This is a genomic window from Candidatus Leptofilum sp. (assembly GCF_965223525.1).
Taxonomy (GTDB): Bacteria; Chloroflexota; Anaerolineae; order Promineifilales; family Promineifilaceae; genus Leptofilum.
The window spans coordinates 757,658-771,107 of record NZ_CBDCWX010000004.1; the positions used below are offsets into that span (position 1 = coordinate 757,658).

Consider the following 13,450-nt stretch of genomic DNA (forward strand, 5'->3'; position numbering starts at 1 on the left):
TCTCCAGTTTAAGTGGCTTTTGGCCCCAAATGTTCAACCAGCAGTTGCCACTTATCCTCAGTCTTTATCAGAACGGCCGTACCCGTGCCTGCGCCGCTGGCGGGTTCCCCGTTGATGAGGCCAGACCAGTGAAAAGTGAAGAGGTAAACGGCCGTTTCCGCTGCCTTCTTCACCCAATGCACATTCTCCATTTTGTACGTCTCGTCCTGAATTAGGCTGAAATTGCGTTCAAGGGCTTGGCGAACGGCCGTTTTGCCAATGTGAACAGCCCCAGAAGAAAACGTCACACATGCCTCAGGATGAACCAGCGGATCCACCTGCTGCCAATCTTGTGAAGCCAACGCGGCTTCATACTTTTCGATAAATATTTCTGGATTCATATTTCCTCAGTAGAGTTTAGCTCTGCGCCTTGCCCACCCAGCCTGGAGCCGAGCCGACACGTTGCCCAAGAAACAGAGCTAACTGTGCTGCATGTTCTTGGACATGGCGCAGATTGTAAAGGTGCAGTTCGGCGACGCTTTTTATGCGCCAATTTGGGCGAACGCGCTGTGGGGTCGTTGGATCCGTCAAAGTTTCAAGTGTGGTTTGGCATTTGGTACGGCCGTATTGCAAATACGCTCTCAGCTCTTCTTTCGTGTAGACACGTTCGGGCAACTGCCCTGCTTCAAACTCTGATAGGGTGAATGGGGAAGGTGGGACAAAGCCCTCGACCGTTTCTGACAGGTAAAAGTCGAGCCAGAAAAGCGCATGGTAGGCAATATTCCAGAACTCGGCAAATCCAGGGTCTACCCCTTGTTCATGATAGAGCGGCTCCTGCCACAGTTCGTCAGGGCAAGCCTGAATGGCATTGTCCAGCATATCAATTGCAGCCCCAAATTGATTCCAGATGATTTCTTTCCAGGTCATAGCTATTGTGTGCTCCTAATGTGAACAGAATACTCCGTTTCTCAAGTGAAATCGCGCATCGTTTTTAAGCATTTCATTCAAGGCTTCAGTAGGAGGGATCCTTGCATTTGGGTTGAAGGAGTAGTTTAAAGTTGGCAAAGGATCACTTTCCAAGAACCCAGACGCCGGGGTAAAAATTAGTAAACCAGTTAGCCATTCATAATTGGGATTGGGCCAAATACGTTCTCGCACTGCTGTCATTACGCCTTCGACTGTTATGGAGTAATGACTCAGCCCTAAAACCAACAAATATGGAAGAGACTTAGCTCTCTGGCTCCGCTTTTTATTCAGTGTGTTTCGCAACGACTTGAGAAATAATTCATCATGGTTTTCTTTTACTAATCTTTTTTGAAATCCATAAGCGAAGCTTGAAACAGTTGAAATTTCTTCATCTGTTGCTTCCTTAAAAATTTGGCTTTCATCATCTAACAAGAGAAATGGCTTCCATGTTAGAGTTCCTGTCTTGTGGCGGATCATTATTTGTCTGCTTCCCGAAGTGGACAGACATATCTCATCTGCTAAATCCTCTAGAAATTTTCTGGGCAACAAGGAAATGGAATTGAACTCAAGAGGAAAAGCAATTTCAATCACACGAGAAATTTTGTGCTTTTCTAACAAATGGCTGAGTTGTTTACTAAGATGCTTTGTTGCAAGGTTCCAACTTTCTAATGCCCCAAAATGAAAGGTCGTAACCTCAATTTGTATATCCCCATCTGGTAATCTCATGGCGTAATCAGGACTCCGAGGTTGTTGTCCAAGAGCTTTTGTTTCTTGTGGGACAAACGGCTCAAAAGATATAGGACTTACTAGCTCGCACAGAGCACGGGCGAATCTTAACTCTAGTAAAGTCTCCTCAAATTGATTTTCCTTCTTTGTTTGCAAAAGTTCTTTAAATTTTTTGATATAAGTGGTGATGGATTTTTCTGTTATGTTTTTCCGCAATCTTCCAAGGGTATCAGCAAAGTTTATTAAGAAGCAAACGGATTCGATGTCCTCCCGATTCCAGTACCAGCTAAGTGGCCCTTCTGGTTTATCCAACCACTCTGGGTCGTGAAACTGTATTGCTTCAACAAGATATTTTTGGGCTGCTAAAAGTATTGCGTGGTTAAATTTTGTTCCATCCAGATTTATGTTTGCTTCTAAAAACCCCATACAGCCTCGATTTCCAATGAGTCTTTGCAACGTTGGAGCAATTCGTCACATGATTAAATTAAATGGAGACTATACTGTCTCCAACCCCAACATCTCTCTTAAGAACTGTCCCGTGTAGCTTTCTTCAATGGCGGTAATTTGCTCCGGCGTGCCCATGCCAATGATTTGCCCGCCGCCGTCGCCGCCTTCTGGACCGAGATCGATGATCCAATCGGCCGTTTTTATCACGTCCAGATTATGCTCAATCACAATCACCGTGTTGCCCGCGTCCACCAGGCGATGCAGAACGTCCAGCAGCTTTTGCACGTCGGCAAAGTGCAGGCCAGTGGTCGGCTCGTCCAAAATGTAGACGGTGCGACCCGTCGCCACGCGACTTAGCTCTTTAGAGAGTTTGATCCGCTGCGCTTCGCCGCCGCTGAGGGTGAGCGCGCTTTGCCCCAGCTTCACGTAATCCAGTCCCACGTCGTGCAGCGTTTGCAGGCTGCGCTTGATTTTGGGATGGTTGGCAAAGAACTCCAGGGCTTCCTGCACATCCATGTCCAGCACATCGGCGATGGTTTTCTCTTTATACGTCACTGCCAGCGTTTCCCGATTGAAGCGCTGGCCGTTGCATTCGCGGCACAGCACCCAGACATCGGCCAAAAAGTGCATCTCGACCTTGCGACGGCCGTATCCCGAACAGGCTTCACACCGCCCGCCCTTCACGTTAAAGCTAAACCGTCCCGGCTTGTAGCCACGCGCTTTGGCCTCGTTGGTTTGGGCAAACACCTTACGGATGAGGTCGAACAGCTTCACGTAGGTAGCGGGGTTAGAGCGCGGCGTGCGGCCGATGGGATCTTGGGTGATATTGATTACCTTGTCCAGATGTTCGATGCCCTTGACGGTGCGGTGCGGGCCAGGGGTGGCCTGGGATTGGTGCAGGACGCGAGCGAGGGCTGGGTGTAACGTCTCAGAGATGAGGCTGCTTTTGCCGCTGCCGCTGACGCCTGTGACGCAAATCATCGTGCCCAGCGGGAAGGTGGCAGTGACATTTTTGAGATTGTGTAGCCGCGCTCCAGCCAATTTTAGTTTGCCAATGTTGGGGGTGCGGCGGGAACGGCCGTTTGGTGCCACAATCATCTCTTTGCCAGACAAATACCGCCCGGTTAACGAATCTGGATGCGCCGCCACAATGTCGGGCGACCCAGCGATGATAATCTCGCCCCCCTTCACGCCTGCGCCTGGCCCCAAATCAATCAGCCAATCAGATTCGCGCATCGTTTCTTCATCATGTTCCACCACCAGGACGGTGTTGCCCATATCGCGCAGTTGGTGCAGCGTGTCTAGTAGGGCACGATTATCCCGCGCGTGCAGGCCAATCGAAGGCTCATCGAGGATGTACAGCACGCCGACCAGCCCGCAGCCAATCTGGCTGGCCAGCCGAATGCGCTGCCCCTCGCCACCAGACAAACTGGGTGCGGAACGATCCAGCGTGAGGTAATGCAGCCCCACATTCAGCATAAATTGCAGTCGGTCACGGATTTCTTTCAGCACTTCTTCGGCAATTTCAAATTGCTCTTCGTTTAGTTGCTGGTTGTTAGTGGCTAGTGGCTGGTGGTTTTGCTTACCGTTGACTGATAACCGTTCACTGATTACTGATGACTGATTACTGAGACCTATCACCCAGGCAAACGCCTCATCAATCGCCAACGTGCCCACCTCGGTAAGCGTTTTGCCGCCGACGGTGACGGCGCGGGCTTCGGGACGCAGGCGGCTGCCCTGGCAGGTGCCGCAAGGGAGCTGGTTCATGAAGCTGGCGTACCAACGGCGGGTATATTCAGAGCTGGTTTGGTGGAATAGCCGGTTAACGTGGAAGACGATGCCTTTGAGCGGCCGTTTCGCTTCGCCAGACCACGACGTATCTTCATTTTCGCTGGAATATTTGAAATGGATAATCTCGTCGCCGGAGCCGTACAGCATTTTTTGTCGGAACGATTCGGGCAACTCTTGCCAGGGGGTGTCCAAATCAACGTTAAAATGTTCCGCGATAGCTTTTAGCTGGGCGGTGCGCCACTTGTTTTTCTTTTTACGCACGTTGCCGTACCAGCGCAGGGCGCCATCCATGATGGAAAGCGTTTCATCCTCGATGATTAGGTCTGGGTCTACGCGCATTTGGGTGCCGATGCCATTGCAGTCGGGACACATCCCCAGCGGTGAGTTGAAGCTAAAAAGCTGGGGCGACAGTTCCGGGAAGCTAAAGCCGCAGCTGGTGCAGGCGTTGTGTTCGCTCAATGTCAGGGCCTCGTCGCCGAGGTCAGCCAGCAGCAGCCCATCGCTGGCCCGCAGCGTGGTTTCTACGGAATCCACCAGCCGCGGCATGAAGCTGCCGTCATCTGCTTCCGGCACGATGAGGCGGTCTATGATCAGTTCGATGTTGTGCTTGTGCTTTTTGCTCAGTTTGGGCAGCTTGCCTGCCAAATCAACCAGTTCGCCATCCACGCGGGCGCGGACGAAGCCATCTTGTCGTGCCTGTTTGAGGGCGTCGGCGTGGGTGCCTTTGCGGTTGCGAGCGATGGGGGCAAGGAGCTGAAAGCGCGTGCCGGGAGGCAGGGCGGCTAGCTGGTGGGCAATTTGCTGGGGCGTTTGGGGGGTAACGGCCGTTCCGCAATCAGGACAGTGCGGTGTACCCACGCGGGCATACAAAACGCGCAGATAATCCATCACTTCGGTAACCGTGCCCACCGTGGAGCGCGGATTTTTACTAACAGCTTTTTGCTCAATGGCAATGGCTGGACTCAACCCGGTGATCGCATCAATCTTCGGTTTTTCCATATTGCCCAAAAATTGCCGGGCGTAAGATGAAAGGCTCTCGACGTAGCGCCGCTGCCCTTCGGCGTAAATGGTGTCAAACGCCAGCGACGATTTGCCGCTGCCGCTAACGCCTGTGAGAACAACCAGCTTGTTGCGGGGAATAGTGACGTCAATATGTTTCAAATTGTGCTGCTGTGCGCCGCGCACAACGATGTTTTGGGGTTCCATAATGCCTCGTGAAAACTGCGTGAACATTTGTTCTGATTTGTGGGATAATTGTAGCATGGTTAGAAAACGGCCGCTACCGTTTTCACACTTTAGGCGGCATTCATGACACCTTTTGTCAAGAAAAAGCCACAGAGAAGAAAGAGAATTCAGAGAACTTGAATCTAGCCTCTAAAACCTCTGTGAACTCTGTGGCAAAATAATCAGATCCATTCGGCAACGGCCGTTTTCTCATCCATCACGTTGCCCGTATTTAGCGTGGATTTAGGTTCCAGCAGCAGCAGATGAACTTCTTCCGGGGCAACAGGGCGATGCTCTACGCCACGCGGTACGATGATGAATTCACCTTCCTCCAGCCACACGTTCTTATCGCGGAACTGCATCTGCAAGCGGCCGTTTAGCACCAAAAACAGCTCATCCTCATCCTCATGATGGTGCCAGACAAACTCCCCCTGTACTTTTACCAGCTTCACGTGTGAATCGTTGAGTTCACCGACAATGCGCGGTTTCCAATGGTCATTGAATAGGGTCAATTTTTGAGCTAGATTTACCCTTTCCATGTCTGTTTCCTTTTACCTTCAGTTGTTGACAATTAAATTTACCTGGTTTATACCTACATTCCTCATTTGAGTGTAACAAGGATTGGCAAAATGGCGCAGGAAAAGTTAGACGCGACTGTTCATCTGTTTTGTGGCTTGCCAACATCTGGCAAGACCACGCTGGCCAAAGAGTTAGAGCAAACGCACAATGCAGTGCGCTTCACGCTGGATGAATGGATGATCAATTTGACGAATCACACCATTTTTGATGATGAATATGGTGAGATGATTGCGAAATTGAAGGGGATGTTTTGGCAAACGGCCGTTACCATTCTCAAACAAGACGTTGATGTCATTTTGGATTGGAGCTTGTGGAACCCAGCGCGTCGCCAAAAGTGGATTGAGCGCATTACCGAGCTTGGTGCCGATTACACTCTCTACTATCTTAACATACCGTCAGTGGTCATCCGCCAGCGCATTGAGGCGCGTAACAGCGATTTGCCGCCCAGTGCCCACGCGCTGCCGGTAGCAGAGCTGGATCGTTTTTTGCCTCTTTTCGAACCTCCGACGCCGGAAGAAAATCTAAACGTGGTGGAAATTCATCTAGGGCAGGATGGGCCCATTCACAACCCACACCTGGAAGGCGATACCTTCTTTTGGCAAGGCAACGACGTAGGGGTGCTGCTGCTGCATGGCCTGACGGCCACCACGGCCGAAGTGCGCTTGCTGGCTGAAAAGCTCCATGCAGAAGGCTACACCATTTCTGCCCCGCTGCTGCCTGGGCACGGCACCCACCCCGACGATCTGAACGAAACCACTTGGCACGATTGGGCCTGGGCAGTGGAAAAAGCGTACCAGCATTTGGCAACCCTGTGCGATCACGTTTTTGTAGGTGGTGAATCCACAGGTGGGGCGTTGGCGCTGCATTTGGCGGCGCAGCACAAGGAGATTACGGGCGTACTGTGCTATGCCCCGGCCATCAAATTAGCCATTCCCACGCACAACATGGTGCGGCTGTATGTTTCTGCACCGCTAGTGCATTCTGTGCCAAAAGAAAATGTGGGCAGCAATCCTTATTGGCAAGGGTACCGGGTGAATCCCCTAAAAGCAGTGATGGAGCTGGTGCGGCTGGGGCAGGAAGTGCGCCGCCAATTGCCGAAAATTAACCAGCCGGTGCTGGTGATGCAGGGGCGTAACGACAAAACCGTCGCGGAAGACGTGGGGGAGATTATTTTGGAGGGCGTGTTGTCTGAACGGGTGGAGCAGCATTGGTGGGAGCAGTCTGGCCATGTGATTTTGCTGGAGGACGAGCTAGATGAGATTACGGCCGTTACCCTCGACTTTATGCAAAAGGCAATGTTACAGGTTAGGTAAGCGTCTCTTTGAGAAATGATAACGTCCGTTCCCAGGCGAGCTCGGCAGCGGCGGCATCATACGCGTCTGTGCGAGAGGGTTCAAAAAACCAGTGGCCTGTGTTTGGGTAGATGTGGAAGGTGGTGGGACGGCCGTTTGCCCTTAATGTTCGCTCAAATTCATCCCGGTAATCGTCCTCATCATACGGATCATTTTCAGCAAAATGGCCTAGATAGCTCGCCTGCGTGTTGGTTTGGTTAGCCCAGCCTAGCCCGTAAAATAACACAACGGCGCTCACCTGTGCGGGCTGGGCGTGTGCCAGCCAGATGGCAAACATGGCTCCTAATGAAAAGCCGATGACGCCAATCGGCCCAGTTTGGCACGCTTCATGCACTTGTAACGCCTCAGCAGCAGCTTGTACGATGCTTTTGGCGCTCTCTTCATCCATTGCTTCGCTGTATTTTTCCGCTTCGGGAATGGTGGTGGCGATACGGCCGTCGTACAAATCTGGAGCCAGCGCCGCAAATCCAGCCGCTGCCAATTGGTCACACACCGCTTTGATGTCCTCATTCAACCCCCACCACGGGTGCAACACCAGCACACCATGCCCCTGGCCGCTTTTTGGCAATGCAAGATGAGCATTTGCTTCTGAATCTTTTGTTTTTATTTTCACGGGCTCTCCTTTTGGCCGAAAAAGCGGATCACAGAGGAGAAAGAAGTTCAACTTCTCCGAAGAAGTTGAACTTCCGCCTAGTTTATAAGATCAGCTCAAAGCTGCGTTCACCAATAATTTGGCCGTTGACCTGAATTTCGACACGGTGCGTACCCGGATAATATTTGCGCGTGGTGATGGGGCGGATGGGATGGCTTTTTTCGATGGTGATGGTTTCAGTGGGGGCGAGAACGGCCGTTTTCAACTTAAACACCTTGCCACGCGTCTGCCCATTGGCCTTTACAAAATGAATCACAAAATCAATCATCAACTTTTGCTCGCTTTTGGCCTCATTTTGCAGTGTGAAGTTGAGATTGAGCTTTTCACCCAGCTTCAGCGGGTCTGGCGCGACGGCAAAATTGTGCAGAGCCACCTGGGGTGGGCCATAGCCCAACACCGCCAATGCGTCGGGATCACCAGCCTTAACAAGCGTACGCAAGGCGCGCTGCACAATCCAGCGGCGTTCTGCCGAACCGTCTTGCCACCAACGGCCGCACGTCTCAATCACCAACTGCGGATGGTCTTTGGCAATGTCATTCAGGTGATTACTTACTGAGCGACGCACGTATTCAGACGGATCGTCTTTGAGCTTTTCCAGCAGTGCTAAAGTTGGGCTGGGGTCTTCAATAAATTGGGTCAGCCGACCTGCCCAGGGCAGCCGAGAGCGCGTCCCCTCGCTTACCAGGCGGCGGACGTGCGGATTTTCGTCTGTAACCCACTCGTTGAGGATTGCGAGCATTTTTTCTTGGTGGTGAATGAGAAACGGCCGTATCGCAAATTCGGCCGTGTGCCGCTTAGTAATCTCGTATATAGCCCGCACGCCCACGTCAAAATCTTCCAAACCGTACACCTCGATGAAGTGGGCTATCGGCCAATAATGCCAGCCGTCATTGAACATGCCGCCTTCGTCCGCCAGTTCTGCGCCAAGTGCGGCTTCTAACACGCCCCAGGCGTTGGCAAAGCCGTTAGGCAAATGATCGTGGAGCGCCTGCACAAAGACGGTGGTGCGGGCTTTCATCTCCAGTCCGTCTAGCTGCGGGGTAATTTGGTTTACAAAATCGTCGGCTGGGAATTGTGGGTGAACGGCCGTAATCATTCCAGCCAGTCGTTTTGCCAAATCTTCATCAAAATAATCTTTGAAAAGTTTGTTTTCACTCATTACTTACCATTCTCCGGCGTAACGTGGGGAATACGGCCGTACCGAATCCCCAACTAAAAAATATTTCAGCTCCATCAATTGACGCAGGTGCAGCACGTCGTGGGCCACCCAGGCGGCTAGCATGTCGCCCGCGTGGAACTTGCCTGCCACTGGATGCGTCTCGTATTTCTCCAAGTCCGGGTTTTCCAGCGTGGCCAGCCAAGCCAGTGACTTTTGCCGTTCGTCCAAAAAGTTTTGCAATGAACTTGCCAATTCCTGCTCATTGTACTTCCTGGCCGTGACCCAACCCGCCGGATCAATGGGCGGCCACTCTTCACCAGGGTGATGCAGCAAATAATCAAACCGCTGCCGAAAATCTTCGCGCTCCTCATCATACAAATGATTCACCACTTCCAGCACCGACCAATCATCGGGGGAGGGTTTTAGTTTCGCCTGTGCCTCGGTAATATCGGCCACGATCTGCCGAATGAGGTCCCCATTTTGCCGAAGCTGCTCCTGACATGCCACAAAATCCATATTCTACCTCCGTCTTGTTATAACTGAACGAATGTTCTGATTTTACACGGAAAATTGCCTTTAGCCTATCAGGTTCTGGTCCAATTTGGTGATTTGTCTTGAAGTTGATTGACAACTGTGGTGGCAAATGCTGCTGCTTCAGCCAGCCGAGTTGGATTTAGCTTGTCTATGGTGTCTGAGCGCAGGTGAATGTTGTGAATGTGACCAACGGAACTGAAGGCGAGCGCAGGAATGCCCCTGGAGAAAAAAGTGTAATGGTTGCTGGCAGGCCAGGGGTCAACGGCCGTAAATCCAGGAAAATCTTGAATGATAGTCTGCATCATTTCTGCAAATGATTCAGAGCTAGCGAATTGGGCGATGCTGTTTGTTCCCAGGGTTTGCCCGACGCCGTCAATATTGAGCACCGCGATGATTTGGTGAAAGCTGTTTTCGCCGCACCGTACGTATTCATCATCACCATTCGGCAAATATTCTTCGTTGCTGAAGGCAACAAATTCAAGCGTACATTTGGGTGGGTGCTGGCTAAACTGCCGGGCCAATGCCATGAGGACGGCCGTCCCCGACCCATTGTCAAAAGCACCCGGCGTGTCTACTTTGGTATCGTAATGGGCACATAGCACAATTTTGTTTGATGTTTGCCCCGGTAAGGTTCCAACCATATTCTCAGAGTAGCCAGGAGCAGTCGTCGTCTCAATTTGTAGCCGGATTGGCAAATTTGGCGCATTTAGCAGCTTCAAGCCTGTGGCCGCATTTACAGTTGCAGAAGGCAGCAAAAAGTCTGCGTCTTCGATGAGGCGCTCCAAATCGCCAAAGCGGCTTTGAACCGTGATGAGGGCGGCTGGCTGCTTGGTTTCCAAAAGTTCAATAAGCTGTCGCTGCTCATCTGAGAGTAAAAACCAGGTTTTTGGGGGGAGTGGTGATTGGGTAAGCTGACCATGAAGAATTGCAATTTTACCGGTTAGGTTGGCGTTGAACGCTTCTTGGCGTGTGCTGATGGGAACGGCTCTTGCCGTTACGTCGCATGGTGGTGAAAAAGCGTTGGCCACCGCAGGCAGCGGCTGGTTGTTCAGGGTGAGTTTGGTACTGTTTTCTGCCCAGTTGGGGCAGGCAAACCGCTGTGGTTCCACTTGAAGTCCTGCGTCAGCGAAAACCTGGGCGATGTAAGCGGCCGCCCGGTGATTGCCGGGCGAGCCGCCATAGCGCGGGCCAATCTCCCCTGCCAATTTCTGCAAATGTGTCATGATTCGGTGGTTGAGCATGTTTGGTACTCTCCTTTATGAAGTTGGCTCGGTTTCCTTTGTAAATAAAAGCGGAACACAGAGTTGCTCAGAGAAGACACGGAGTTTCACAGAGAAAAATCTGTGGCTAGATGTTTTCATTCACAGTATCTGAAATATATAGGCCAATTATGACATCTTTTGTCAGGTGTTTGAGCAAAACGGCCGTTCACGTTAGACTTGTGCTCTTATCAAAAAACAGGACATTGATGTGAAAATAGCAGTTATCTCAGATATTCATGGCAACATGCCCGCACTGGAAATAGTGACGGCCGATATTGAGAAATGGCAGCCAGACCAGGTGATTGTAGATGGCGATATTGTTAATCGTGGCCCGCTCTCGCGGGCAAGCCTGGAGTGGGTACTGGCCAAACAAGCCAGCGACAATTGGCAAATTGTAAAAGGCAATCACGAAGATTATGTGCTGGAATGTGCAGCTGCCAACGGATCAAAACTGGATGCCCAATATCAGGTGCGCCAGTTTGCCCACTGGGCTTATGAGCAGGTAGCTGAGTATGTGCCAATAATTGCGAATTTACCGGAGCAATATTCCGTGTTTGCGCCAGATGGTAGTGAGCTGCGCGTGGTGCATGGCTCCATGCGAGACAACAGGGATGGTATTTACCCGCAAACAAGTGACCGAGAGCTGCGGGAGCAGATTGCGCCTGCACCCAAGCTGTTTGTAACTGGCCACACCCACCGGCCACTCATCCGCCACGTTGATGCGACGACGGTTGTGAATATTGGCTCGGTTGGCGCGTCGTTTGATGGCAACCGGGAGCTGAGTTACGGCCGTTTCACCTGGCAGGCTGGCACAGGCTGGGCCGCCAACATTGTGCGGCTGCCTTATGACTTTGACCGCGTAGAGCAAGATTACGAGACATCTGGTTTTTTGGCCGAGGCAGGGCCGCTGGCTCAGCTCATGCTGGTGGAGCTTCGTCGGGCTGGCGGGTTGGTGTACCGCTGGGCCAGCCGTCATCAGGAGGCGGTATTGGCTGGCGAGATTAGTATGGTGGAAAGCGTGCGTGCCGTGCTGCAAGATGAAGATTTACGGCCGTATCTTGGCGCTCCTGGCTGGTCTTTGGCAACAGTGATAAATAGTGCGCCAGAAAACGGCCGTGGAGGGTTGCAATGAAAGGATTACGCTTGTTTTATCTGGTAATGGCAATCGTGGGAACGGTTGTGCCCTGGCTGCTGTTTGGGCAGTTTTTTGCACAAGAAGGCTTAAACATCCCGCTATTTTTGCAAAACTTGTTTGTGAATGGGGCGGCTGGCGGGTTTTCTGCCGATGTGCTGATTTCGATTGTGGTATTTTTGGTATGGGCAACGGTAGATGCACAGAAAAAGGGTATGCCCCGATGGTGGCTCATCTTCCCAGCTAGTTTTACGGTTGGGCTATCTTTGGCACTGCCACTGTACCTGTTTTTGCGCGAGGAATAAGGTGGATAAAGTAAAACGGCCGTTTCCCAGGCTGCAAATGTGGGGAAACGGCCGTCTATCAGAAGAAAGAAGAGCTTTTATGTAAAAGCGGGAAAGTATTTGAAAATAAGGGGAGCTATTTCCCCCGCTTTTACTTGAGCAAACCACAGAGAAATCGCTCTTTGTTGTTCAAAATAGCTTCTGTGGTTTGCTTAAGGCACGTAGCTTAACCCAAATGGATTAAATTCAACAGTAACCTCACCAGCATATGTTGGTAAATGGTCATTGCCAACGTCGTAGACAGTAACCTTGTCTGACGTGCCGCCAGAGTGAGTAACATACAGCTTGTCGCCAGCGGGGGTGAGGGCAATATTGTGCGGTACACCGTAGGGTGTATCGGCCGTTCCCAAGACGGTGTTGGTACGCAGATCAATGGCAATGATGCCATCTGTGCCGCCACCCGGTAAATTTGTGGTGTAGAACACCTGACCATTCAAGGGCATCCCGGCACCATGCGCCCCAGGTGCGGCAACCTCATCAACTAATTCCAGCGTGTGCCGATTAAAAACAGATACGACATTGCTGTTTTGGGCGGGTACGTAGAGAAAATCGTTGTGGAAAGTTAGAGATAGATGGGGGTCTTTGCCAACTGGCGCCCGGTTCAGTTCAGTGAAGCTGTTTGCATCATAATGGACCAAGTAGTCGTTGTCGCCGACAAAACCGAGCATGGTTACATAAGCATTGTTACCTTCCAGGTCTAGTATTACATCATGTGGCTTGCCGCCCATCGCTACCAAATCGGCCGGCAAGGGGATAGTTGCCTCCACCGCCAGGGTGCGAGGATTAATGACGGTAACGGTGTTGTCAATGTCGTTATTGACCCAAAGCTGGGTGCCACGGCCGTTGGCCCACATGTGGAAGACGCCTGCACCTGCTGGAATAGTGGTTTCCACGCTAAAATCCCGCGCACTGAACACAACCACCCGATTATTGGCGCGATCACCTACAAAAACACGGTTACCAGCACGCGTATAAACAACGTACATTGGTTCAGGGCTGTTTTCGCCAGCGGGCAAGGCATAGGTGCCAAGCAGTTCATCGGTCTCAGTGCTGATGACTGAAATAGTGCCGGAGGCGCGATTGGCAACCACAATTTTTCCTCGATTTTGGTTGTTAGCCTGATTTTCTGCTGCGGCCAAAGAGGCTGCAAGCAGCGAGAGGAGGAGCAATAACAACACAACTAGACGCTTTTTGATTTTCATACAGTTTCTCCTTGTAGGGTGAAGTGAACGGCCGTTTCTTCCGCAGGTTAAGTGCCGTTCACTAGCTGATTGGACTAAAAAACTGTATGAAAAGATTATTA

13 protein-coding genes are annotated in these 13,450 nt (G+C 51.4%); 3 read left to right on the forward strand and 10 right to left on the reverse strand.

What is annotated here, in order from left to right:
• Positions 1-8 precede the first annotated feature (8 nt).
• The 5 genes from ACOQPM_RS03425 to ACOQPM_RS03445 all read right to left on the reverse strand — a co-directional run bounded on the left by ACOQPM_RS03425 (position 9) and on the right by ACOQPM_RS03445 (position 5,672).
• Positions 9-380 carry a nuclear transport factor 2 family protein gene (locus ACOQPM_RS03425; RefSeq protein WP_420627826.1) on the reverse strand — a complete coding sequence of 124 codons (372 nt, stop codon included), beginning with the start codon at positions 378-380 and terminating at the stop codon, positions 9-11.
• A gap of 16 nt (positions 381-396) precedes the next feature.
• The gene (locus ACOQPM_RS03430; protein WP_420627827.1) at positions 397-906 is read right to left on the reverse strand and encodes a DinB family protein; all 510 of its coding nucleotides are present in this window, start codon (positions 904-906) and stop codon (positions 397-399) included.
• Positions 907-921: 15 nt separating this feature from the next.
• Positions 922-2,097: a hypothetical protein gene (locus tag ACOQPM_RS03435; protein ID WP_420627828.1), complete on the reverse strand. Its 1,176-nt coding sequence runs from the start codon at positions 2,095-2,097 to the stop codon at positions 922-924.
• A 69-nt stretch (positions 2,098-2,166) separates the two neighbouring features.
• Positions 2,167-5,115: an excinuclease ABC subunit UvrA gene (gene uvrA / locus ACOQPM_RS03440; protein WP_420627829.1), complete on the reverse strand. Its 2,949-nt coding sequence runs from the start codon at positions 5,113-5,115 to the stop codon at positions 2,167-2,169.
• 200 nt (positions 5,116-5,315) lie between these two features.
• Positions 5,316-5,672 (reverse strand): cupin domain-containing protein, encoded by a 357-nt coding sequence (locus ACOQPM_RS03445; protein ID WP_420627830.1) that lies wholly within the window; start codon positions 5,670-5,672, stop codon positions 5,316-5,318.
• Between the two features lie 90 nt (positions 5,673-5,762).
• Here ACOQPM_RS03445 and ACOQPM_RS03450 point away from each other — a divergent pair, with 90 nt between their 5' ends.
• Positions 5,763-7,025 (forward strand): alpha/beta fold hydrolase, encoded by a 1,263-nt coding sequence (locus tag ACOQPM_RS03450; RefSeq protein WP_420627831.1) that lies wholly within the window; start codon positions 5,763-5,765, stop codon positions 7,023-7,025.
• Here the strand turns inward: ACOQPM_RS03450 and ACOQPM_RS03455 are convergent.
• From ACOQPM_RS03455 to ACOQPM_RS03470, 4 genes are all read right to left on the reverse strand, one after another.
• On the reverse strand, positions 7,018-7,677 hold the full coding sequence (locus ACOQPM_RS03455) for a dienelactone hydrolase family protein (protein ID WP_420627832.1): 660 nt from the start codon (positions 7,675-7,677) through the stop codon (positions 7,018-7,020). The genes ACOQPM_RS03450 and ACOQPM_RS03455 overlap by 8 nt on opposite strands.
• Before the next feature lie 82 nt (positions 7,678-7,759).
• Positions 7,760-8,875 carry a DNA alkylation repair protein gene (locus ACOQPM_RS03460; protein WP_420627833.1) on the reverse strand — a complete coding sequence of 372 codons (1,116 nt, stop codon included), beginning with the start codon at positions 8,873-8,875 and terminating at the stop codon, positions 7,760-7,762.
• Positions 8,876-8,878: 3 nt separating this feature from the next.
• Positions 8,879-9,391, reverse strand: coding sequence for a DinB family protein (locus tag ACOQPM_RS03465; RefSeq protein ID WP_420627834.1), 513 nt, complete (start codon positions 9,389-9,391; stop codon positions 8,879-8,881).
• Between the two features lie 68 nt (positions 9,392-9,459).
• Positions 9,460-10,650, reverse strand: a complete 1,191-nt coding sequence (locus ACOQPM_RS03470) for a M28 family peptidase (protein ID WP_420627835.1) — start codon at positions 10,648-10,650, stop codon at positions 9,460-9,462.
• 229 nt (positions 10,651-10,879) lie between these two features.
• Here ACOQPM_RS03470 and ACOQPM_RS03475 point away from each other — a divergent pair, with 229 nt between their 5' ends.
• Entirely contained in the window at positions 10,880-11,803 is a 924-nt protein-coding gene (locus tag ACOQPM_RS03475; protein WP_420627836.1) for a metallophosphoesterase family protein, read from the forward strand.
• Entirely contained in the window at positions 11,800-12,108 is a 309-nt protein-coding gene (locus ACOQPM_RS03480) for a DUF2834 domain-containing protein (RefSeq protein WP_420627837.1), read from the forward strand. Before ACOQPM_RS03475 ends, ACOQPM_RS03480 begins: the two co-directional genes overlap by 4 nt.
• Positions 12,109-12,299: 191 nt before the next feature.
• Here the strand turns inward: ACOQPM_RS03480 and ACOQPM_RS03485 are convergent, their stop codons facing one another.
• Entirely contained in the window at positions 12,300-13,349 is a 1,050-nt protein-coding gene (locus ACOQPM_RS03485) for a YncE family protein (RefSeq protein WP_420627838.1), read from the reverse strand.
• Positions 13,350-13,450 lie beyond the last annotated feature (101 nt).